At 63.0% G+C, this 21,299-nt stretch carries 22 protein-coding genes and 2 pseudogenes; 18 read left to right on the top strand and 6 right to left on the bottom strand.

Annotation, left to right across the window (positions count from 1 at the left end):
* The first annotated feature begins 58 nt into the window (after positions 1-58).
* The 16 genes and pseudogenes from C0617_RS14065 to holA all read left to right on the top strand — a co-directional run bounded on the left by C0617_RS14065 (position 59) and on the right by holA (position 13,404).
* On the top strand, positions 59-508 hold the full coding sequence (locus tag C0617_RS14065) for an ATP-binding protein (protein ID WP_291317670.1): 450 nt from the start codon (positions 59-61) through the stop codon (positions 506-508).
* A 21-nt stretch (positions 509-529) separates the two neighbouring features.
* Positions 530-784, top strand: a complete 255-nt coding sequence (locus C0617_RS14060) for a hypothetical protein (protein ID WP_291317669.1) — start codon at positions 530-532, stop codon at positions 782-784.
* Between the two features lie 15 nt (positions 785-799).
* The gene (locus C0617_RS14055) at positions 800-1,519 is read left to right on the top strand and encodes a chemotaxis protein CheW (protein ID WP_291317668.1); all 720 of its coding nucleotides are present in this window, start codon (positions 800-802) and stop codon (positions 1,517-1,519) included.
* 21 nt (positions 1,520-1,540) lie between these two features.
* A complete protein-coding gene (locus C0617_RS14050; RefSeq protein ID WP_291317667.1) occupies positions 1,541-1,912 on the top strand; it encodes a response regulator in 372 nt (123 codons plus the stop codon).
* Positions 1,913-1,977: 65 nt separating this feature from the next.
* Positions 1,978-2,439, top strand: coding sequence for a chemotaxis protein CheW (locus C0617_RS14045; RefSeq protein ID WP_291317666.1), 462 nt, complete (start codon positions 1,978-1,980; stop codon positions 2,437-2,439).
* 68 nt (positions 2,440-2,507) lie between these two features.
* A complete protein-coding gene (locus tag C0617_RS14040) occupies positions 2,508-3,401 on the top strand; it encodes a response regulator (protein ID WP_291317665.1) in 894 nt (297 codons plus the stop codon).
* A gap of 8 nt (positions 3,402-3,409) precedes the next feature.
* A complete protein-coding gene (locus C0617_RS14035) occupies positions 3,410-5,422 on the top strand; it encodes a HEAT repeat domain-containing protein (RefSeq protein WP_291317664.1) in 2,013 nt (670 codons plus the stop codon).
* Between the two features lie 7 nt (positions 5,423-5,429).
* Positions 5,430-6,308 (top strand): protein-glutamate O-methyltransferase CheR, encoded by an 879-nt coding sequence (locus C0617_RS14030; RefSeq protein ID WP_365889359.1) that lies wholly within the window; start codon positions 5,430-5,432, stop codon positions 6,306-6,308.
* Positions 6,305-7,384: a chemotaxis response regulator protein-glutamate methylesterase gene (locus C0617_RS14025; protein WP_291317662.1), complete on the top strand. Its 1,080-nt coding sequence runs from the start codon at positions 6,305-6,307 to the stop codon at positions 7,382-7,384. The genes C0617_RS14030 and C0617_RS14025 overlap by 4 nt, the downstream gene beginning before the upstream one ends.
* 114 nt (positions 7,385-7,498) lie before the next feature.
* On the top strand, positions 7,499-8,329 hold the full coding sequence (locus C0617_RS14020) for a GAF domain-containing protein (protein WP_291317661.1): 831 nt from the start codon (positions 7,499-7,501) through the stop codon (positions 8,327-8,329).
* Positions 8,330-8,347: 18 nt separating this feature from the next.
* Positions 8,348-8,728: a response regulator gene (locus tag C0617_RS14015; RefSeq protein ID WP_291317660.1), complete on the top strand. Its 381-nt coding sequence runs from the start codon at positions 8,348-8,350 to the stop codon at positions 8,726-8,728.
* A gap of 128 nt (positions 8,729-8,856) precedes the next feature.
* A complete protein-coding gene (gene infA, locus C0617_RS14010; protein WP_291317659.1) occupies positions 8,857-9,075 on the top strand; it encodes a translation initiation factor IF-1 in 219 nt (72 codons plus the stop codon).
* A gap of 241 nt (positions 9,076-9,316) precedes the next feature.
* Positions 9,317-11,266, top strand: a pseudogene (gene leuS / locus C0617_RS14005) (leucine--tRNA ligase); the annotation flags it as partial.
* Positions 11,267-11,281: 15 nt separating this feature from the next.
* Positions 11,282-11,872 carry a class I tRNA ligase family protein gene (locus tag C0617_RS14000; RefSeq protein WP_291317702.1) on the top strand — a complete coding sequence of 197 codons (591 nt, stop codon included), beginning with the start codon at positions 11,282-11,284 and terminating at the stop codon, positions 11,870-11,872.
* Positions 11,872-12,381: an LptE family protein gene (locus tag C0617_RS13995; RefSeq protein WP_291317658.1), complete on the top strand. Its 510-nt coding sequence runs from the start codon at positions 11,872-11,874 to the stop codon at positions 12,379-12,381. Before C0617_RS14000 ends, C0617_RS13995 begins: the two co-directional genes overlap by 1 nt.
* Positions 12,382-12,399: 18 nt before the next feature.
* The gene (gene holA, locus C0617_RS13990; RefSeq protein ID WP_291317657.1) at positions 12,400-13,404 is read left to right on the top strand and encodes a DNA polymerase III subunit delta; all 1,005 of its coding nucleotides are present in this window, start codon (positions 12,400-12,402) and stop codon (positions 13,402-13,404) included.
* 55 nt (positions 13,405-13,459) lie between these two features.
* Here holA and rpsT read toward each other — a convergent pair whose 3' ends face one another.
* Positions 13,460-13,726 carry a 30S ribosomal protein S20 gene (gene rpsT / locus C0617_RS13985; protein ID WP_291317656.1) on the bottom strand — a complete coding sequence of 89 codons (267 nt, stop codon included), beginning with the start codon at positions 13,724-13,726 and terminating at the stop codon, positions 13,460-13,462.
* 237 nt (positions 13,727-13,963) lie between these two features.
* On the opposite strand from rpsT, the gene murJ reads away from it, so the two are divergent.
* Positions 13,964-15,535, top strand: coding sequence for a murein biosynthesis integral membrane protein MurJ (gene murJ / locus C0617_RS13980; RefSeq protein WP_291317655.1), 1,572 nt, complete (start codon positions 13,964-13,966; stop codon positions 15,533-15,535).
* On the top strand, positions 15,532-16,062 hold the full coding sequence (locus tag C0617_RS13975; RefSeq protein WP_291317654.1) for a methylated-DNA--[protein]-cysteine S-methyltransferase: 531 nt from the start codon (positions 15,532-15,534) through the stop codon (positions 16,060-16,062). Before murJ ends, C0617_RS13975 begins: the two co-directional genes overlap by 4 nt.
* Here the strand turns inward: C0617_RS13975 and C0617_RS13970 are convergent.
* From C0617_RS13970 to C0617_RS13950, 5 genes and pseudogenes are all read right to left on the bottom strand, one after another.
* The gene (locus tag C0617_RS13970; protein ID WP_291317653.1) at positions 16,059-16,535 is read right to left on the bottom strand and encodes a tRNA (cytidine(34)-2'-O)-methyltransferase; all 477 of its coding nucleotides are present in this window, start codon (positions 16,533-16,535) and stop codon (positions 16,059-16,061) included. The genes C0617_RS13975 and C0617_RS13970 overlap by 4 nt on opposite strands.
* Positions 16,536-16,572: 37 nt before the next feature.
* Positions 16,573-17,484 carry a lysophospholipid acyltransferase family protein gene (locus tag C0617_RS13965; RefSeq protein WP_291317652.1) on the bottom strand — a complete coding sequence of 304 codons (912 nt, stop codon included), beginning with the start codon at positions 17,482-17,484 and terminating at the stop codon, positions 16,573-16,575.
* A gap of 197 nt (positions 17,485-17,681) precedes the next feature.
* Positions 17,682-18,971, bottom strand: a complete 1,290-nt coding sequence (locus C0617_RS13960) for an O-acetylhomoserine aminocarboxypropyltransferase/cysteine synthase family protein (RefSeq protein ID WP_291317651.1) — start codon at positions 18,969-18,971, stop codon at positions 17,682-17,684.
* A gap of 838 nt (positions 18,972-19,809) precedes the next feature.
* Positions 19,810-20,614: pseudogene (locus tag C0617_RS13955) on the bottom strand (PLP-dependent transferase); the annotation flags it as partial.
* A gap of 1 nt (position 20,615) precedes the next feature.
* On the bottom strand, positions 20,616-21,158 hold a 543-nt coding region (locus tag C0617_RS13950; RefSeq protein WP_291317650.1), incomplete at its 3' end, for a PLP-dependent transferase.
* Positions 21,159-21,299 lie beyond the last annotated feature (141 nt).

The raw sequence follows: 21,299 nt of genomic DNA, 5'->3' as shown, positions 1-21,299 counted from the left end.
GTTGGCCGAAAGGCCTTTCAGCAAAACCCCCGACCCGCGCTTTCTGTTCGGAAGCCGAATGCATCGCGAAGGTCTGTCGAGGCTGCTTTACGCCGTCGAGGAGCGCGATCTGATTCTCCTTACCGGGGAGATCGGCTGCGGCAAGACCACCCTCTCCAGGGCCTTGATGGATCAGCTGGAGGACGGCTACAAGATCATCCTCTTTATCAACCCGCGTCTGACGCCCCTGGAGTTCCTCAGAACCCTGGCCCGGCGCCTCGGGATTCAGGAACCGTCACGGTTAAAGACCGATCTGCTGGAGCAGATCGGTGGAGAGCTTTACGGTCTGTACCAAGAGGGGGTTTGTCCGGTGCTGGTCATCGACGAGGCGCAGCTCGTTCCTCACAAGGAGACTTTCGACGAAATCCGGTTGCTGACCAATTTTCAACTCGACGACCGCAACCTGATGAGCGTCGTCCTGATGGGGCAGCCCGAATTGAGGAAGAGGCTGGCGCACCGGGTCTACTAACCTTTGCGTCAGCGCATTGGCATGCAATTTGATATTAAACCGTTGACCCTCGACGAGACCGGCGACTACCTTGATCATCGCCTGCAGGTCGCAGGGGGGGAACCCGGTCTCTTTCTGCCCGGGGCCGTGGGACGGATTTTTGACTATTCCGGCGGCATCCCGCGAAAAATCAACCATGCAGCCTCTTTGGCCCTGCTCGAAGGGTTCGGGCGAGAAGCGCACCGCATCGGCCCGGAGGTCATGGACGCGGTCATGGGTGAATTGAATCTGGGCTAATGAGGGGAAGGATCGATGGATCTCGCCGAAATCCGAAAAAAAGCCAAGCAAGCGCCTGATAAGGCAAGGGACGTCGGAGGGCCGCCACCGGTCAAGTCCGCTCCGGTGCGCAACGCTTCCTCCATCCAGGGGGCTCCTCAGGTCGGGGACGAACCTGAGTTCTTCTCCATGGGCACGGTTGAGCCGGACGAACCCGATGGAGTAGATCCTCTGGAAGCTTTGTTCGCCTGGCGACCCGAACTCGACCTGGCCACCGAGGAGAGCTACCTTCAAGGCCTGATCGATCACCGTCGGGAGGAGACCCGGGACCTGCGTCAGTGGTTGGCATTTACCCTCGGCGCCGAGGAATACGCCGTCGATATCGAGCATGTCGGTGAGATCATCAAGCCCCGGGAGATCACCGATATCCCCCGGGCCCCCGAATTCATTCTGGGGATCATCTCTTTGCGGGGGATCATCACCCCGGTATTCGACCTGAAGAAACGTCTCAATCTGGGAGTCGGAGAATTGACACCCATGTCCCGCATCGTCATATGCCAGCAGGGGGATCGCCACGTGGGCCTGCTGGTCGATCGGATCAGTCACGTCGTTCGTCTCCATTCCGCGCAGATCGAACCGCCACCGGGCGTTCTGTCCGGCCTGGACCGGGACATGGTCGAAGGGGTGGGGAGGGATCAGGAACGGATGATGATTCTTTTGCATTTGCCAAGCGTTCTGGATGCAGAACTTTGTTGAGGTAGAGAAAGGAGAAAACAGGTGTCGAACAAGAGAATCCTGATCGTCGAAGACGAGGAGAGCCTGCTCAAACTCGAGAGTATCCTGTTGACCTCCAAGGGATATGAAGTAAAGGGAGTGGCCAGCGGTCAAGCCGCCCTAGATTCCCTTGCCGAGGACGTGCCGGACCTGGTGCTGCTCGACATCATGCTGCCGGAGATCGACGGCTTTGAAGTCTGCCGCCGCATCAAGGCCGCCGAGGCCACCAAGAACCTGCCGGTGATCATGCTGACCGCCAAAAAAAGCCGTGAGGACATGGCTCGCGGCGAAAAGGTCGGCGCTGACTGGTACATCACCAAACCCTTCAAATCCGCCATGGTGATCGAAACCATTCAGAGGTTCGTCGGAAAATGATCCTCACCCCCGGCCCGTCCACTGAGTCCCCGATTGAAGCGGGGGAAGTGCGCCAGGAGGTCCAGTTGGCCTGCTTCAGGGTGGGCGAGGAGACCTACGCACTGGACATCCTCCGCATCAAGGAGATCATCCGGCCGCAGAAATTGACTCCCGTGCCGAAGGCTCCCGCCTTTATCGAGGGTGTCATTAACCTGCGCGGGGCGGTCATCCCGGTGGTCGACCTGCGCAAACGTTTCGAACAGTCGGTCACGGAACCGGGGCGCAAGACGCGCATCATCATATGCGCCATGAGAGGTAAGGTCGTCGGTCTTCTGGTCGATGATGTCTACGAGGTGTGCCGCTACGGCCGCCAAGAGGTCCATCCCGCTCCCCAGTTCCTGAAAGGAAGGGGGGCGCAGTTTTTTCTCGGTGTATGCCGCCGGGAGGACGACCTGGTCATGGTCCTCGATCTGGAGAAAATCCTCTCCAGCGAAGAAAAAATCGATCTTGAAAAACTCCCGCCCCTGCCCAATCCGGCCGAAGGATGAACGATGCATCAGCACCCCTTCCAGCAACCGCTTCCCGCTTTCAAAGCCCCTAACCCCGCGAGGACAGGATGACTCTGAGTTGCCCCGCCTGTCGTACCCGCTTTCGCATCGAGCCCCGGCGAATTCAAGGCAAACGTGTCTCTCTGAAGTGCCCCCGTTGCCAGAGGGTTTTCAAGGTCGACACCCCTGCGCCCCAACCCCCTTCCGGCCTGCGGGTGGTTGTGTGCCACAGTGACCTGGACCTGTGCGGCTCCATCGGTCGCCTTCTCGATAAGGAGGGGATGGCCTGCACCGCTTGCCAGGACGGGCATCAGGCCCTGCGGTCCATCGCCGAACTCGGGCCCAATGTGGTCCTTCTCGACGTCGGTCTGCAAGGGGTTTTTGCCTTCGAGGTGATCGACAAGATCCGTCACACCCCCGGACTCGAAAAAGTTAAAATCATCCTCTTGTCGTCTATTTACAACAAAACGGCCTACAAACGCAGGCCCGAGACCCTCTACGGCGCCGACGATTACCTGGAGAAGCACCACATCCCCGGCGATCTGGTTCCGAAGATTCGCGAACTGGTCGGGATCGGGGTCGAGGCCCCAGCCCCAGCGCCGCCCGTTGCAGCCGGGGAGGGCACTGCCGTGGCTGAAGAGCGCCAGGAACTCGATGAGGCTCTGCGCAGGACCGAAGGGGGCGAATCGGCCACGGAACTGACCGGTGAGGAAGACAAGGCCCGCCGTCTCGCTCACATCATCGTCTCTGATATTGTCCTGTATAATCAGGACCGGGTCGAGGAGGGGGTCCGTGGTGGCACGTTTTTTGAATTGCTGTCCGAAGAGATTGAAGAGGGGCGTCGCCTCTTCAACCAACGGGTCGCTCCCGAACTTGCCCGGCAGGAGGATTTCCTGGGCAACGCCTTCAGCGCCCTTATTGAGCGGCAGCAGCGGGAGCTTCAGCTGGCCTCCACGGTATAGGTGAAACGGTGAAGAAGGTCGATAAGATTCTTGAAATCCTGGAGTCGGGGCAGGAGGAAGAGCGGCTCGGGATTCTCAACGAGATATGCAACGCTCCGGAGGAAGAGGTCCGTCCCTGCCTGTACCGCGCCATGGGAGACTCCAGTTGGCGGGTGCGCAAGGAGGCGACGGAGATTTTCCTCTCCCGGCCCGCTCCCGAGAGGTTTGCCGGAGAGGTCGCCCGGCTGCTCTACGAGCACGACAATGCCGGCCAGCGCAACGCAGCCGTCGAAATCCTTGTCCGCCTCGGCCAGCCTGTCCTGCCCCTGCTGTTCAAGGAGGTTCTCAGCGACGAGCAGGACGTGCGCAAGTTCGTTCTCGACATCCTCGGGGAGATCGGGGACGGAAGCTGCCTGCAGACGATGATCGACGCTCTTGCCGATGCCGACCAGAACGTGCGCCAGGCGGCCGCGGAGAACCTCGGCAAGCTCGGACTGCCCGAGGCGGTCCCCCACCTTGTGGACGTCATGGACACGGCCGATCTCTGGTTCCGGTACACCATTCTCGACGCCCTGGGCCGCATCGGCGCCCCGGTCGATGTCAAAAAACTCCTTCCCCTTCAGGAAGAGCCCCTGCTGCGAAAGGCCCTCTTCGAGTGCCTTGGCCGGGTCGGCGGAGCCGACGCCGTCGCGTCCCTGGCCGGCGGTTTGGGGGACGAAATGCGCACGGTTCGCGAGGCCGCCGCCGTGGCCCTGGAGAGTCTTTCACAGCGGATTTCCCACGACGCCTTCTCTTCTCTGCGCCCGGAGGGGGGAGCCGCCGCGGCGCTCGACCCCGGGGAGCTTCTGGGCAGCGGCGACCCCCGCGTCCGCCTGGCAGCGGTCCGGCTCATGGGCCTGTTGGGCGATGAACGCCACAGCCGTCGCCTGCTCGAACTGGCCGACGACGAGGAACTGAGGGAAGAGGCGGCCCGGGCCTTGGTCGCCCTCGGTCCCCATGCGGCCCGGACGCTGCTGCCCGCCTGGGACGGCCTGGAGAGCTTCGCCAGGGTTATGACGGCCTACACGGTCGGGGAGACGGGTTGCCGGGAAGGGACAGCGGTCCTGCTGAAAGGGCTGTCCGACGATGACCAGGACGTTCGGGCAATTTCCGCCCGGGCCCTTGGAAAGCTCGATGATCCGGCGAGCTTTGCCGGTCTTCTCACCGCCCTTGAGGACCCGTCCGACGAAGTTCGTGAATCGGCTCTTCAGTCACTCTCCCTGCTTGGTGCAAGTTTTCCCGCCCAGACGGTGACCGCCCTGAAGGATCTCCTCGAACACGATGACCCATCCCTGAGGACTCTGGCCGTTCGGGTCCTGGGCCGTCTCGAGGGCGAAGAGATCGACGGTTTTTTGGCTTTAGCCATCAAGGACCACTCACAGACGGTGCGACGGGCCGCGATTTGCGCCCTGGAGGGAAAACCGATCGCGGGACACCTGCCGGTACTGATGCTGGCCCTGACCGATGAGGACAAGGAGGTGAGGCGGCTGGCCGCCGAGGTGCTCGGAAGCGCCGGCGATATTCAGGCGAGCCGCCCCCTCGAACTGGCCCTTCAGGACGAAGATCCCTGGGTGCGCACAGCGGCGGTGAGGTCCCTCGGCCTGCTCGGCGCACAGGCGCCTGTTCCCGTGATCGAAAAAGCCCTGCACGACCCCGTCGGCCTGGTGGTCATTGCCGCCCTGGAGACTCTTGCAGTTCTCGATTTCGAAAAGTATTCCCTCCATTTCGTTCATGCTCTTGGCCACGAAGATGTGGAGGTTGTGAACGCGGCCCTGAAAATGCTTGGAGAGCGGGGATTCCGGGACTGGATCTCCGCGTCTTTGGACGGACTGCTCAACCATCGTCACCGGGAAGTGCGAAGTACCTTTATCCGCATCCTCGGATTCCTGGAAGGGCCGGCGAGCAGGCCCCACCTCGAACGCCGCCTGCGGGTCGAGGACGATGACCTGGTTCAGGCGGAGATCCGCGATTTTCTGGCCCAGTGGCCCATTTCACAGGGGTAATCCTTCCATTATGCTGTTTGCCCCCGAAATCCCCATGGACCAAGAGGAGTTCCGACTGCTCAGGGACCTGGTGTATCAGCATTGCGGGCTCCACTTTACCGAGGACTCCAAGTACCTGCTTGAAAAACGCCTCGGCAAAAGGGTCCGGCACCACCGGTTGAAGAATTTCAAGGAATATTATTACCTGCTGCGTTACAACCAGGACAAGGATCAGGAGTTCACCGAGGTCATCAACGTTCTGACCACCAACGAGACGTACTTTTTCCGTGAAGATTTTCAGCTCAAGACCTTCACGGACGAGATCCTTCCCGAAATCCGCAGGCGCAAAGAAACCCTCGGGGAAAAGCGGCTCAGGATCTGGAGCGCGGGGTGCTCCACGGGCGAAGAACCCTACACCATCGCCATGCTCCTGCTGGATGACCCCTCCTTTCACGATTGGCAGATCGAGATCGTCGGAACCGATATCAGCCAACGCGTGCTTCAGCTCGCCCGCAAGGGTGAGTACGGCGATTCCTCCTTCCGGAGTACCGAGCCCTCCTACAAGCGGCGCTTTTTCACCGAAGTCAATGGCAAGTTCCAGATAGCGGACCGGGTCAAGAATTTGGTCAGCATCAGCCATCTCAACCTCTTTTACTCTTCCCGGGTCGCCCTTCTCGGAACCATGGACGTGGTCTTCTGCCGGAACGTCATTATCTATTTCGACCTCGCGGCCAAGCGCCGCGTGGTCGAAGGTTTTCACAACCGGCTCCGGCCCGAGGGCTTCCTTTTGCTGGGGCATTCCGAATCGCTTATGAACATCAGCAACGCCTTTGTGCTGCGGCACTACACTCATGACATGGTTTACCAGCGTCCGGGCCTCGGGCAGACTGCGGGAGGCCGGGCATGAGCAAGAAGGTGCGGGTCCTGGTGGTCGACGACTCGGCCTACAACCGCAGAACCATCGTGAAAATGCTCGAGGTCGTTCCCGGGATCGAGGTCGTCGGCTATGCCTGCGACGGAGAGGAGGGGCTGCGGAAGTTCTTCGACCTGGAGCCGGACCTGGTTACCCTCGATCTGGAGATGCCCCGCATGGATGGGTTCACCTTCCTGCGCGTGGTTATGCAGAAACGGCACACCCCGGTGATCGTGGTTTCGGCCCGGAGCGAGGATTCCAGCGTATTCAAGGCCCTGGAACTCGGTGCAGTCGAATTCGTGACCAAGCCTCCGGGGAAGATCTCCCCCGCACTGGCCAATATTCGTGATGACCTGGTGCGCAAGGTCCGCCAGATCGCCTGCACCGACATGAATAAAATTCTCGCCCGGTCCCTTTCGGCCCTCGGCGCCGATCAGGTCGTGGCAGGCCGCAGTCGTCGGAAATGGGAGGTCGGCGGGGAGGGGCCTTTCAGGCAGATCGTCATCGGCGCCTCCACGGGTGGTCCCCCCGCGTTGCAGCAGATCCTTTCTGCCATCAAGGGGCCGATCCCGGTCGGCATCGCCATATCTCAACACATGCCGCCCGGCTTTACCCGGGCCTTCGCCGAGAGGCTTGACAAGGTCTGCGCCCTGGAGGTTCGAGAGGCGCGCTCCGGCGATGTCATGAAACCCGGGCGGGTGCTCATTTCCCCCGGGGGAAAGAACCTTCTCTTCCGCTCCAGGGGGGACAAGGTCGTGGCCTCGGTGGTGTCCCCCGGTCCCGACCAGCGTTATGTCCCTTCGGTTGACGTCATGTTCGCCTCGGCCAGCGAGGCCTTCGGGCCGAGTATTCTCGGGGTGGTCCTGACCGGAATGGGCAACGACGGGGCCAAGGGGATCATCGCCATCAAGGATGCCGGCGGCGCGACCCTGGCCGAGGCCGAGGAGAGCAGTGTGGTGTTCGGGATGCCCAAGGAGGCCATCGCGACAGGAAAGGTCGACCAGGTCGTGGCCTTGCCGCGGATGGGCGAAGAGATCCTTCGCTGGTGCGAGGCTGGCCGCCGGAGGTGACCTTCGGCGCTGGTGGAACGGCGCGAAGGGGGATTTTCTAAACTGGCAATTTTTCTGGCAGGCTGATAGGATGCCCGCCAGCGGTTCAATCTTTTCCGCTTGAGGAGAGCTGGAATGAGCGATCAGGACGATAATAGGGGGACGGCCTCGCGGGCCGAGGAATTTCTGCACATGTTCAAGAAGGGGGCAGAGTTCACTCAGGACCTCCTCAAGGAAAACGAGCGCCTGCGCTTTCAGGTCCTGGACCTGAACGAAGCGGCGAAGAAAAGTGGGGACGTAGGCAGTTCGTCCGACGATGAATTCGAAAAAATGCGCGAGCGCCTCGCCGTGCTGGAGTCTGAAAAGAAGGAGATACTCGACCGGATCAAGCATGTCGAGGCCGAGAACCTCGATTTCGCCAACCGCTACCTGGAGGTCGAGACCGAGAACAACAGCCTGGCCAATCTCTACATAGCGTCCTACCAGCTCCATTCGACCCTCGATTTCCGCGAAGTGCTGCAGGTGATCACCGAAATCGTCATCAACCTGGTCGGGGCCGAGGAGTTCTCGATCATGCTCCTCGACGAAAAGACCAACATCCTTCAGGCCGTGGCCAGCGAAGGAATCGAGTCCTCCGAAATCCCGACCATTCATCTCGGCGAAGGGCTCATCGGTCAGATGGCGGAGACCGGGGATAACTACTTCATCGACGATATGGAGGGTTACGTCCGGGACTTCCAGCACCCCTTGGTCTGCATCCCCCTCAAGATCAAGGAGCATGTCATCGGGGTCATCGTCATCTACAAGCTTCTCGTGCAGAAAAACAAGTTTGCCGAACTCGATTATGAACTCTTCACCCTGCTGGCCGGACATGCCGCGACCGCCATTTTTTCCTCCAAGCTCTATTCGGAGTCCGAGCGGAAGCTGTCCACCATCCAGGGTTTTATTGAAATGTTGACCAAGTAGGATTCTGGGAGGAATTCCATGTCCGCATACAAAGTACTGGTCGTCGAAGACTCGCCCACCATGCGCCAGCTTATTCTCTTCGCCCTCAAGCGGATTCGAGGGCTGGACATCACCGAGGCGTGCGACGGGGTGGATGGCCTGAAAAAGCTGTCCAACGAGAAGTTCGACATGATTTTCACCGATATCAACATGCCCATCATGGATGGCCTGAAACTGGTCAGCCTGGCCCGCAACGATCCTCTTTACAAGGACGTCACTATTGTTATTATCACCACAGAGGGGGCGGAAGAAGACCGGGAACGGGCGCTGGCCCTCGGCGCCAACGACTACATCACCAAGCCGATTCAGACCGCCCGGATCCTGGAGACGGCCAGAAGGCTGTTGAACCTGCCCGGTTGAGCTCCCCCGGGGGGGACAGAGGCGGGACAGTCAGGGGCTTGACAACCGGGGGGGCGTTCATGTTTAATGGCCCCGGTTTTTCAATCGATTCAAGGATTTTCATTTATCGAACACGCAAGGAGGCTGTGTTGGCAAAGGAAGAAGCGATAGAAGTCGAAGGGAAGGTTATCGAGCCCCTTCCCAACGCCATGTTCCGGGTCGAACTCGACAACGGACACGTGGTCCTGGCCCACATCTCTGGCAAGATGCGCAAGTTCTACATTCGCATCCTTCCCGGGGACCGGGTGACGGTCGAGCTCTCCCCCTACGATCTGACCCGGGGGCGCATCACCTACCGGGAAAAGTAAGGGCCCTGAGCCTTCCATAACCCTCCCTCCGAAACGAGCCCTCCCGGCGCTGCCCGGTAAAGAGAAGATTCGGGGGCAGGGGGGCAGGAAGAGGGGACGGCTATTGGCGCCCCTTCCCCTCGGGGACTCCTTCCGATAGATACCGGCTTCGGCCGGTTTTCCTGTTTGTTTCGAGATACAACCGGTCCCGCCGCCCGCGTCGCCACACGAGCCGCCCTTCCCACACTACCGTGGAGGAAACATGCAAGATCGATACGATGCCGCTGCCATTGAGTGCAAGTGGCAAGATATCTGGGTCAAGAACCAGACCTTCAAGGTCTCCGAAGAGGAGGACCGCCGGAAATTCTACCTTCTCGAGATGTTTCCTTATCCCTCGGGGCGGATTCACATGGGGCATGTCCGGAACTACTCCATCGGCGATGTCGTGGCCCGCTTCAAGCGCCTGCAAGGCTATAACGTGCTCCACCCCATGGGGTGGGACGCTTTCGGGATGCCCGCAGAAAACGCAGCCATTCAGCACGGCACCCACCCGGCCAAGTGGACCTACGAAAACATCGACAACATGCGCGTCCAGCTCAAGAAGATGGGCTTTTCATATGACTGGGACCGCGAGCTTGCCACCTGTGACGTCGACTACTACCGATGGGAGCAGCTGATCTTCCTTCGCATGCTGGAACGGGGGCTGGCCTACAAGAAGAGTTCCTTCGTGAACTGGTGCCCGGCCTGCCAGACCGTCCTGGCCAACGAACAGGTCGAGGATGACTGCTGCTGGCGCTGTGATACAGGGGTCGAGCAGAAGGAACTCGAGCAGTGGTTTTTCAAGATCACCGACTATGCCGAGGAGCTGATTCAGGAAACGCACAACCTGACCGGCTGGCCCGAGCCTGTTCTGACCATGCAGCGCAACTGGATCGGCAAGAGCTTCGGCTGTGAGATCGACTTTCCCCGGGAAGGTTCCGCAGAGACGATCCGGGTCTTCACCACCCGGCAGGACACCCTCTTCGGGGCCACGTTCATGAGCCTGGCGCCGGAGCACCCCATGGCCCTCGCCCTCGCCACCGATGAGCGCCGCGCCGAGGTCGAGGCCTTCATCGCCCGGGTCAAGAAACAGGACAAGCTCAAGCGGACCAGTGACGAGCTGGAAAAGGAGGGCGTGTTCACCGGCTCCTACTGCATCAACCCGGTGACGGGGCAACGGATGCCGGTCTTCCTGGCCAACTTCGTCCTCATGGACTACGGCACCGGCGCGGTCATGGCGGTTCCGACCCACGACCAGCGCGATTTCGATTTCGCCCGCAAGTACGACCTTCCCATGACCGTCGTGATCCAGCCCGAGGGGGACCTCCTCGACCCGGAGCAGATGGAAGAGGCCTGGACCGGCCCCGGGACCATGGTCCATTCCGGGCAGTTCGACGGGCTCGGCAACGACGAGGCCAAGGAACGCATTGCCGCCTTCCTCGATGAGAAGGGACTCGGCAAGAAGACCGTTAATTTCCGCCTGCGGGATTGGGGCGTCTCCCGGCAGCGCTACTGGGGAACCCCGATCCCGGTGATCTACTGCGACGCCTGCGGCGTGATCCCGGTCCCCGAGCAGGACCTGCCGGTCGTCCTGCCCCACGACGTGGAGTTCAGCGGCGAGGGGGGCAGCCCCCTGGCCGCCAACGAATCGTTCTACAAGGTCGACTGCCCCCGTTGCGGGCAGAGCGCCCGGCGCGAGACCGACACCTTCGACACCTTCGTCGAGAGCTCGTGGTATTTCGCCCGCTACGCTTGCCCCGGTTTCGCCTCCGGGCCCGTCGACCGGAAGGCCGCCGAGTACTGGCTGCCCGTCGATCAGTACATCGGGGGGATCGAGCACGCGGTCATGCACCTGCTCTACGCCCGCTTCTTCACCAAGGTGATGCGGGACCTGGGGATGATGGAGGTCGACGAACCGTTCAAGAACCTTCTCACCCAGGGGATGGTCTGCATGTAGACCCGCTCCTGCCCCGAGCACGGCTGGCTGCTGCCTGAGGAGGTGCGGGACGATAAGTGCGCCCGTTGCGGCAGCGAGGCCGAGACCGGCCGCAACGAGAAGATGAGCAAGTCGAAAAAGAACGTCGTCGACCCCGACAGCCTCATCGAGCGCTACGGCGCCGACACGGCCCGGCTCTTCTCCCTCTTCGCCGCTCCCCCCGAGAAGGATCTGGAATGGAACGAGCAGGGGGTGGAGGGCTGCTACCGCTTTCTTAACCGGGTCTGGCGGGCCGTCTCCGAAAACCTCGACGCCCTGCCCGAAGCCGGCTCCACGGCCCCCTTCGAAGAGGCGGGCCGGGCCCTGCGCCGGCAGACCCACCGGACCATCAAGAAGGTGACCGAGGACGTTGACGGGCGCTTTCACTTCAACACCGCCATCGCCGCGGTCATGGAGCTTGTCAACGCCATCTACGGTTTCGAGGCGAAGGCGGAGTGCCCGGCGACCCTGCGAGAAGCCCTCGAGACCGTCGTTCGGCTACTGGCGCCCTTCGTTCCCCACGTGAGCGAGGAGCTCTGGAGCTGCCTCGGGCATGAAGGAGGACTCGAAAAGGCGGGATGGCCCGCCTGGGTCGAAGAGGCTCTGGCCGAGCAGGAAAAGACCATCGTGGTCCAGGTCAACGGAAAGATGCGGGGCAAGGTGACGGTTCCCGCAGATGCCGACGAGGAGACCGTCAGGAAGACCGCCCTGGCCGATTCCAACGTGGCCCGTTTCGTCGATGGCAAAACCCTGCGCAAGGTGATCGTCGTGCCCGGCCGGCTGGTCAACGTCGTGGTCGGCTGATGCGCCGGTTCCTGCTCCTGGCCCTTGCGCTGTTTCTGCTCGGCGGCTGCGGCTACCGGTTCGGCTGGGACGGCGCCTCCCGTCCCGAGGGCCTGGAGACGGTTTACGTGGACATGTTCGCCAACCGCTCCACCGAGCCGTTTCTCGAGAACACCGTGACCAACCGTGTGGTGGAGCAATTCTCCCGGCGCGGCGGGTGGCGCCTGAGCGAGGATGCGAAGGCGGCCGACGCGGTCCTGTCCGGCACCGTCCAGTCGTACACCACTCTGCCGATCTCCTACGACGCCCTCGACGAGATCACCGAGTACCGCTCTGAAGTGACGATCAACGCCGTCATGCGGCGCGGCCGGGACGGCAAGGTCCTTTGGAAGGGGAAGGTCGCCTGGAGCGAAGAGTATCCCGCTGCCGACGACAAGGCCCTTCAGGAGGACAACGAGGCCACCGCCACCGCCCTCGCCGCCGAGCGGATTGCCGAAGAACTTTACTTTCGCGTCGTGAACCGTTTCTGAACCACCTCCGGGTAGACCATGACAGTCGGTGAACTCAATCGCGCCCTCAATGAGCACAAGGTCCCGGGGCTGCTCCTGCTCTACGGGGAGGAGACGTTCTCCCTCGAAGAGGCCCTCGGAAGGGTCCGGGACGCCACCGTCCCCCCCGCGGAGAGGGACTTCAACCTGACCAGCTTCGACGGCCGCGAGGCGACCGCCGGAGCCCTGCTCGACGAAGTGCGCACCCTGCCCGTTTTCGCTCGGCAGCGACTGGTGATCGTCAGGGGCGCCCAGCACCTCAAGGCCGCCGAACTCGACGCCCTGCTCCCCTACCTGAAGGACCCCGTTCCCGAAACCGTTCTCGTCCTCGTTGCCGATAAGATCGACGGGCGCCGCAAGTTCTACCAGGAGTTCCGCAAGCGAGGCGCCCTGGTCGAGTTCAAAAAGCTCTACGACAACCAGATCCCCGCCTTTGTCAAGGAACAGGCGCGGCAGGCCGGGCGCTCCTTGACCGAAGAGGCCATGGCCCTGTTCTGCCGGCGGGTCGGGACCAACCTGCAGGAAGTCCACGGCGAACTCTCCAAGCTTTTTCAGTACATGGGGGAAAAGACCCTGGCCGAAGAGGGGGACGTGGCGGCCATCGTCTCCGACACCCGGGCAGACAGCATCTTCGATCTGACCAACGCCCTCGGCAGGCGAAAGCTCGGGGAGGCGACGAGGCTGCTGCGCAGACTCCTCGAAGAGGGGGTCGCTCCGCTCGTGGTCCTGTCGATGCTCGTGCGTCATTTCCGTCAGCTCTGGAAGACACGGTCACTGCAGGATCAGGGGGTGCCTTTTAAAGAACTTTCGCGGCGGATCGGGGTTAACCCCTATTTCATGAAGGATATTGCCGAGCAGGCGAGCCGCTTTAACGCGGCCCAGTATCGGGAAGCCTTCAACCTTTTTCTCGAAACCGACCTCGCTCTCAAGTCGAGCGGCGGCAGTCCAGGGGCCCTGCTCGACAGGCTCCTGTACGGTCTGGTGGGTCAGGGGGGCGGGCGTTGAACGAAAAAAAGGGGCCTCGAGGGCCCCTTTTTTAAAATGCTTTGCTGTGTCGGAACTAAGCCTGGATGGTGTTCACCAGGCGGGTCAGGCGGGAAATCTTGCGGCTGGCGGTCGATTTGTGAATGACCCCCTTGGTGGCAGCCTTGTCGATATAGGGCACGACCCGCTCCAGGGCGACCTTGGCGGCTTCGACGTCGCCGCCGGCAACGGCGGTGCGAAGCTGCTTGACGAAGGTGCGCATGGTCGATCGGATATGGCTGTTGCGGGCCTGGCGTTTGGCGTTTTGCTTGATCCTTTTGATCGCTGACTTATGGTTGGCCAAGGTTTGTCTCCTTTTGGAAGTGTTTTGGAATGGTGACGGGTCATCCCCCGACGCGAAGATTTATACCACCCGGGAGGACTGGAGTCAAGATAAAATAAGTCCAATGTTTGTCTTAAATGGTATGTTATTCAGGTAGATAGAGACCTAGGTGTAGGGATTATAAAAAAATAATCCCTCTCGGTCGAATCGGACCGGCCTCGGCCGGCCTTCCTGCAGTCCGGAGAGATACGTCTGGCCATGTCCGAGAAGAAGGAAATATCGCGCGCTACCGGAGTCATGGGAGCGGCGACCGCCCTGAGCCGCGTCGTGGGCCTGGTCAGGGACATGGTGGTGGCCGCCTGGTTCGGAGCCGGCTTCGGCACCGACGCCTTCTTCATGGCCTTCACGATCCCCAACCTGCTGCGGCGCTTCTTCGCCGAGGGCACCCTGACCGCCGCCTTCGTCCCCACCTTCGCCGACGTCTACCACCGGCAGGGCAGGGAGGAGGCCGAGAGGGTGGCCCGGGTCTGCTGGACCCTGCTCCTGCTGGTGATGGCGGTCGTGACCCTGCTCGGCATTGTCGGTTCTCCCTGGATCGTTCGGGGGATCGGTTTCGGATTCGGGGCCGTCGAGGGGAAGCTCGCCCTTACCGACCTGCTCAACCGGATCATGTTCCCGTATATCTTCTTCGTCAGCCTCCTCGCCCTCGTCACCGGCGTGCTCAACGTGCTGGGGCACTACTTCCTGCCCGCCCTCTCGCCCCTCTTTCTGAACCTGTGCATGATCGCGACCGCCTGGTTTCTCGCTCCCGTCATGGAGATTCCGATCTCCGCCCTGGCGATCGGGGTGGTGATCGGCGGAGCGGTCCAGCTCCTGGCCCAGTTCCCGGTCCTGCGGCGCAAGGGGATCCGGCTGCGCCTCGACTTCAGCTTCGCCCATCCCGCCGTGGGCAAGATCGCCCGCCTCATGCTTCCCGGGATCGCCGGTGTGGCGATCTACCAGATCAATGTCGTGGTGACCCGCCTGCTCGCCTCCTTCCTTCCGGAGGGGAGCGTCTCCTACCTGTATTACGGCCAGCGCCTCTTCGAGTTTCCGAACGGCATCTTCGTCGCCGCCCTCGCCCAGGCCGTCCTCCCGGCCATGAGCCGGCAGGCCGCCCTCGGGGAAGGGGAGGGGGTGAAGGAATCGCTGCGCTTCGCCCTCGGCCTGATCGCCCTGGTGACGGTCCCGGCCGCCGCGGGGCTGGTCCTCTGCGCGGAGCCGGTCTACAGCCTCTTCTTCATGAAGGGGGCCTTCTCCTTCGGCGACGTGGAGCAGACCGCCGCGGCACTGGCCGCCTTCGCCCCGGGTCTCTTCTTCGTCGGGGTCAGCCGGGTTGTGGTGCCGGCCTTCTACGCCCGCAAGGATACCCGCACCCCGGTGGTGATTTCCTTCTGGACCCTGCTGGTCAACGCTGGCCTCGGCCTCGCCCTCATGGGGCCGCTGGGACACGTCGGCCTGGCCGTCGCCCTGACCCTCGCCTCGGCCTTCAACGGCCTGGCCCTCCTTGTGGCGCTGCGCCGCAAGGTCGGCCCCCTCGGGCTTCGTCCCCTGGCCTGGAGCCTCGCCCGGGTCGGGGTCGTCACCGCCCTCATGGTCCTCGTCGTGCGGCATATCCTCGATTACGGCGCCTGGGCGGTTCCCGGCGCCGCCCTGGCGAAGGGGGCGGTTCTCGGAGGCGGCCTCGCCGCCGGGGTGCTCGTCTACGGGCTGGGGTGCCTGGCGCTGGGGATTCCCGAGGCGCGCGAGGCGCTGTCTATGGTTCGGGGCCGGCTCGGGGGAAGAGGATGAACAGGGGGGATGTCGGGAAAGGGACGGCCTACGCCCTCTGCCGGGTCCCGGTCGGGTGGGTCGGCCTGGTCGCCCGGGAGGGGACCCTCGTGGAGCTCCTTCTCCGGGGAAACAGGGCGGACGCCGAAGAAGAGATCGCTGAACGCCACCCGAATGCCGTGCCGGGCGCCGGCGGCGTCCTCGACGCGGCCGCGGAGCAGTTGGAGGAGTACTTTGCCGGGGAGCGGCGCTCCTTCGACCTCCCCCTCGACCTGGCGCGGCTCAGTCCTTTCGCCCGACAGGTCTCCCTGGCCCTGGCGAACGTACCCTACGGCGAAACCGTCGCCTACGGGAAACTGGCCTCTCTGGCGGGCCGTCCCGGCGCGGCCCGGGCCGTGGGCCGGGTCATGGCCGCCAACCCTTACCCCCTGGCGATTCCCTGCCACAGGGTGATGGGGGCCGGGGGGAAGCTGACAGGCTATTCGGCCGGGGAGGGGATCGCCACCAAGGCGTGGCTGCTCGATTTCGAAAGGAAGGGAGGCGCCTAGTCGCTCAGGCGTCCGGCCTGGCGCAGCGCCTCGTAGAGGACGATGCCGGCCGCGGTGGAGAGGTTGAGGCTGCGCACCGCCTCGGTGAAGATGGGGATGCGGATCGCCCGTCCGGGGTTCTTCTCCAGCAGCGCCTCCGGAAGCCCGGCCGTCTCCTTGCCGAAGACGAGGAAGTCGCCCTCTTCGAAGGCCGCATCGGCGTAAGAGATCTTCGCCCGTTTCGTGGCGTACCAGAAGCGGCCGTCCGGGTGGGCCCGGGCCAGCTCGTCGAAGCTGTCCCAGCGCTGCAGCTTCACCGCCGGCCAGTAGTCGAGGCCCGCGCGGCGCAGGTAGCGGTCGTCGAGGGAAAACCCGAGGGGGCCGACCAGGTGCAGGGCGGTTCCGGTCGCCGCGCACAGCCGGGCGATGTTCCCCGTGTTTGGGGGGATCTCCGGTTCGATGAGGACGATGTGAAAGGGGGTCTCTGACGGCATGGCCGGCGGGATTCCTGGTGGGAAAGGGGGGCGGGCCTCAGGCGGCCGTCTTTTTCGGCGGTTTCTGCGCCCGCCAGCGGCGGTGGACCCAGAACCATTGGCTGATGTCCTCGCGGACCGCCGCCTCGATGACCCCGGTCAGCAGGGAGGTCCCGCGGGTGACGGCCTCTTCGTCGGACTTTTTCTCCAGGAGGATCATCGGCTCGATGGTGACCCGGTAGTGGTTGTCCTGTGTGCGGTGGACGAAGACGGGGACGATCGGGGTGCCGTTTTTCATGGCGATGCGGGCGATGATCGGGGTGGTGTGCGCCGGGCGGTTGAAGAAATCGACCACCACCGCCTCCTTCGGCCGGGCGTGCTGGTCGATCAAAACCGCGACCGCGCGGTTCTCGGCCAGGGAACGGACGATTCTGCGCGCCCCCTTCTTGCTGTCGATGCAGCGCCCCCCGGCCGCTTCCCGCACCCGGGTGAAGAAACGGTCCACGTAGGGGTTTTTCATCTTCTTGGCGACGAAGTCGACGGGAAAGCCGAGGGTCGGCATGAAGAAGGTCCCCACCTCCCAGAAACCGACGTGACCGCTCAGCAGGAAGACTCCCTTGCCCATGGCGAAGGCCTCCTCCAGGTGCTCCATCCCCTCGAAGGAAAAATACTTCTCCAGGTCCGCCTTTCCCTTGAACAGGTCGAGCCGCAGCATCTCCACCCCGCTCGTTCCGAGGTGAACGAAGATTTTGCGGAGCGTCTCGCGCACCTCGTTCTCCGGCATGTCGGGGAAGGCCAGGCGCAGGTTTTCCGCCGCGGTGCGGCGCCTGCCCGGCTGCAGGTGCCGGGAGAGGTGGCCGAGGAGGGTGCCGAGGCGGAAGGCGGCCCCTCGCGGCAGGGCCCGGACAACCAGGGCCAGAACGAGGAACATTCCGTACTCGGCGATGTTTTTCAGAAAGCGTTTCGGCATGGGAGGTGGGTCCTGGGCGAGTGAGTCTTTTCGAATCGACCACGGAACATTACCATGAGGGGTCCGGCAGGGCAATAAAAAGGCTTTTCATGAAGGGGAGGTCGTGCCCTCGCGGACAAACAAGGGGTCGCCGGCCCCAATACAAAAGCGGATCCGTTGCAGGATCCGCTTTTGTCGTTTCATCCCCCGTAAAAGCCTCAGCCCTGACTCCCCCTCAATGCCTGGTCGAGGTCCGCGATGATGTCGGCGGCGTCCTCGATGCCGACCGAGACCCGAATGTAGTCGGGGGTGACCCCGGCGGCGAGCTGCTCCTCGGCGGAGAGCTGCTGGTGGGTGGTGGTCGCCGGGTGGATCACCAGGGTCTTGGCGTCGCCGATGTTGGCGAGGTGGCTGGCCAGCTTCACTCCGTTGATGAAGCGGGCCCCCGCCTGTGCGCCCCCCTTGATGCCGAAGCCGAGGATCGCGCCGGCCCCGGCGGGCAGGTACTTCCGGGCCCGATCAAAGTCGGGGTGGCTCGGAAGGCCGGGATAGTTGACCCACTCCACGCAGGGGTGCTCCTGGAGAAAGCGGGACACCGCAAGGGCGTTCTCGCAGTGGCGGGGCATGCGCACGTGAAGGGTCTCCAGGCCCTGCAGGAACTGGAAGGCGTTGAAGGGGGAAAGGCAGGGCCCCATGTCCCGCAGCAGGGTGATGCGCATCTTCAGGATGTAGGCGAGGTTGCCGAGGGCCTCGTGGTAGACCAGGCCGTGGTACGAGGGGGCGGGTTCGGTGTACTCGGGGAAGCGGCCGCTCGACCAGTCGAAGGTGCCGGCGTCGACCACCGCGCCGCCGATGCTCGTGCCGTGGCCGCCGATGAACTTGGTCAGCGAGTAGCAGACGATGTCGGCGCCGTGCTCGATGGGGCGGAACAGAGCCGGGGTGGCGACCGTGTTGTCGACGATCAGGGGCAGGCCGTGGTCGTGGGCGACCTTGGCGACGGCCTCGAAGTCGTCGACGTTGTTCTTCGGGTTGCCGATCGTCTCGGTGTAGACCGCCTTCGTGTCGTCGTCGATGGCCGCGGCGACGGCGGCCGGATCCCCCGAATCGACGAACTTCACCGTGATCCCCATGCGGGCGAAGGTGTGGTGGAAGAGGTTGTAGGTGCCGCCGTACAGGCCGCTCGAGGAGACGATGTTGTCGCCGCAGCGGGCCAGGTTGAGGATCGCCAGGGTGATCGCCGCCGATCCCGAGGCCAGCGCCAGGGCGGCGGCCCCGCCGTCCATCTCCGCGAGGCGCTTCTCGAGCACGTCGGTGGTGGGGTTCATGAGGCGGGTGTAGATGTTCCCCATCTCCTTCAGCGCGAAGAGGTCGGCGGCGTGCTCCGTGGAATTGAAGACGTAGGAGGTGGTCTGGTAGATGGGGACCGCCCGCGAGCCGGTCGTCGGGTCGGGGAACTGGCCGGCGTGCACGGCCTGGGTGCCGAGGCCTTTCGGGGTGTCGTCGGACATGGATGTCTCCTTATGATCCAGGAAGTGTGGAAAAAGATATTAGTAAACCATATCCCCCGAGTCAAGAATAAGTTTTTGTTCCCCAAAATTATACCAGAGAGGTTGAGCGAATCGGGTCTTGGGGGGGATATATGCAGGGGGACAGGCCTCCTGTCGAAGGATTAGCACCGTAGGCGCGCGGAGGCCCAGGGGAAAAGAGCAGCGTTTGGTTTCCGGTTTCCTTAACGACCTTTGCGGCCATGAGCGAGCATAGCGAGCGGGCGTGAGGCCGATTTGAGGATTCCCTTTGCGGCTTTGCGTCTTGAGAGAGCGAAGCGAACGGGCGTGAGGCAGGGTTTTTCGGGGTGGGTTGCGATTGTGGTGAACCATAACCGACCAACCGCGGGGACTCGCCCCCGCAGGCGACCAGGGGATTGACCGCCCCATCCCCTGGACCCCGGGGCGCCCCCGACGTCTTGCCCGCCATCGCCTTCGGCGACAGCGGGTTCCCTCTGCTGCGCAGATGAATTGGGCGCGGACGAGAACTCGCCTGCGGCTTCGGACAATCGTCCGCTTAGCCCCAAATTCATCCGCTCCGCTCCGGCGGCGGCGAGAGGGGGGACAGCATTTGGCCTTTAACAGAAAAGAGGCTTTTGGCCTTGGATATCCTTAGCGACCTTTGCGGCCATGAGCGAGCATAGCGAGCGGGCGTGAGACGGTTTCAGGACTTCCTTTGCGGCTTTGCGTCTTGAGTGAGCGAAGCGAACGGGCGTGAGACCGCCTTCCAGGGTATCGCTTGAACAAAAAAAACGGCCCCCGAGAAGGAGGCCGTCCGTTTGTTCAAGTTGTCGGCGGGCAATTACCCCTGACTCGCCTGCAAAGCCTGCTCGATGTCTGCGATGAGGTCGTCGACGTTCTCGATCCCGACCGACAGCCGGATCAGGTCGGGGGTGACCCCCGAGGCGACCTGCTGCTCGTCGGTGAGCTGGCGGTGGGTGGTGCTGGCCGGGTGCAGCACGCAGCTGCGGGCGTCGCCGACGTGGACCACGAGGGCGATGAGTTCGGTCGCCTCCATGAACTTGACGCCGGCCTCGCGGCCTCCCTTGATGCCGAAGGAGAGCACGCCGCTCTGCCCGAGGGGCAGGTACTTCTGCGCCAGGGCGTAGCTCGGGTGGCTCTCCAGGCCCGGGTAGTTGGCCCACGTGACCAGGGGATGGCCCTCGAGGAACTTGGCAATCGCCAGGGCGTTGGCGCTGTGGCGCTCCATGCGCAGGGGCAGGGTGGTCAGGCCGTGGTTGAAGAGAAAGGCGTTCATCGGCGCCGGGGTCGCCCCCAAATCGCGCATGTACTGGGCGCGCGCCTTGACGATGTAGGCGGCCGGGCCGAACTTCTCCGTGTACCGCAGGCCGTGGTAGCTGGCGTCGGGTTCGGTCAGCTCGGGGTACTTGCCCCCCGTCCAGTCGAACTTGCCGCCGTCGACGATGACCCCGCCGACGCTGGTGGCGTGGCCGTCGATGTACTTGGTGGCCGAGTGGATCACGATGTCGGCGCCGTGCTCCAGGGGACGGCACAGGTAGGGGGTGGGGAAGGTGTTGTCCACGATCAGCGGCACCCCCATCTCCCTGGCCAGGGCGGAGAACTTCTCGAAGTCGAGGACGTTCAGCNGATCAGCGGCACCCCCATCTCCCTGGCCAGGGCGGATAACTTCTCGAAGTCGAGGACGTTCAGCCCCGGGTTGCCGATCGTCTCGGCGAAGAGGCAGCGGGTCTCGGGGCGGAAGACCTGTTTCAGCTCCTCCAGGGGCGCCTCGGGGTCGACGAAGGTGACCTCGACGCCGAGCTTCGGCAGGGTGTTGGCGAAGAGGGAGTAGGTCCCGCCGTAGAGGGTGCTGGCGGCGACCACATGCTGCCCGGCGCGGGCGATGTTGAGGATCGCCAGGGTCGTTGCAGCCTGCCCGGAGGAGGTCGCAAGGGCCCCAACGCCCCCTTCCATCAGGGCGATCTTCTGCTCGAAGGCGTCGTTGGTCGGGTTGCTGAGGCGGGTGTACATGTGGTCGGGCAGGTCGAGGTCGAAGAGCTTGGCGAGGTGGTCTGCGCTGTCGTACTTGTAGGTGGTGCTCTGGCAGATCGTCGGGATGCGCGGCTCGGTCGGTTTCGGCGCGTAGGTTCCCTGGACCGCCTGGGTTTCGATTTTCCAGGATTTTTGCATGGAAGGATCCTCCTGTAAGGTTTCAGTGCATAATGAAAGATCCGTATTATAGCAGAACCGCGATGGATGAGGAGCCAAAAGTGCGCTGCGGCCGCGGCACAAATTAATTCTTGCAAAACGCCATGCGTTTACTTAATCTTA

Source organism: Desulfuromonas sp. (assembly GCF_002868845.1).
In the GTDB taxonomy this organism is placed as follows: domain Bacteria; phylum Desulfobacterota; class Desulfuromonadia; order Desulfuromonadales; family BM501; genus BM501.
This window is presented reverse-complemented; position numbering and strand designations above follow the sequence as displayed.

Excerpts from the sequence above, each read along its gene's own strand:
- murJ (WP_291317655.1), top strand. The coding sequence starts at position 13,964 with ATGTCCGAGAAGAAGGAAATATCGCGCGCTACCGGAGTCATGGGAGCG.
- C0617_RS13965 (WP_291317652.1), bottom strand. The coding sequence starts at position 17,484 with ATGCCGAAACGCTTTCTGAAAAACATCGCCGAGTACGGAATGTTCCTC.
- C0617_RS14015 (WP_291317660.1), top strand. The coding sequence starts at position 8,348 with ATGTCCGCATACAAAGTACTGGTCGTCGAAGACTCGCCCACCATGCGC.
- C0617_RS14060 (WP_291317669.1), top strand. The coding sequence starts at position 530 with ATGCAATTTGATATTAAACCGTTGACCCTCGACGAGACCGGCGACTAC.
- C0617_RS14020 (WP_291317661.1), top strand. The coding sequence starts at position 7,499 with ATGAGCGATCAGGACGATAATAGGGGGACGGCCTCGCGGGCCGAGGAA.
- C0617_RS13960 (WP_291317651.1), bottom strand. The coding sequence starts at position 18,971 with ATGTCCGACGACACCCCGAAAGGCCTCGGCACCCAGGCCGTGCACGCC.
- C0617_RS13975 (WP_291317654.1), top strand. The coding sequence starts at position 15,532 with ATGAACAGGGGGGATGTCGGGAAAGGGACGGCCTACGCCCTCTGCCGG.
- C0617_RS14025 (WP_291317662.1), top strand. The coding sequence starts at position 6,305 with ATGAGCAAGAAGGTGCGGGTCCTGGTGGTCGACGACTCGGCCTACAAC.
- C0617_RS14040 (WP_291317665.1), top strand. The coding sequence starts at position 2,508 with ATGACTCTGAGTTGCCCCGCCTGTCGTACCCGCTTTCGCATCGAGCCC.
- C0617_RS14065 (WP_291317670.1), top strand. The coding sequence starts at position 59 with ATGCATCGCGAAGGTCTGTCGAGGCTGCTTTACGCCGTCGAGGAGCGC.
- holA (WP_291317657.1), top strand. The coding sequence starts at position 12,400 with ATGACAGTCGGTGAACTCAATCGCGCCCTCAATGAGCACAAGGTCCCG.
- C0617_RS14055 (WP_291317668.1), top strand. The coding sequence starts at position 800 with ATGGATCTCGCCGAAATCCGAAAAAAAGCCAAGCAAGCGCCTGATAAG.
- C0617_RS13970 (WP_291317653.1), bottom strand. The coding sequence starts at position 16,535 with ATGCCGTCAGAGACCCCCTTTCACATCGTCCTCATCGAACCGGAGATC.
- C0617_RS13995 (WP_291317658.1), top strand. The coding sequence starts at position 11,872 with ATGCGCCGGTTCCTGCTCCTGGCCCTTGCGCTGTTTCTGCTCGGCGGC.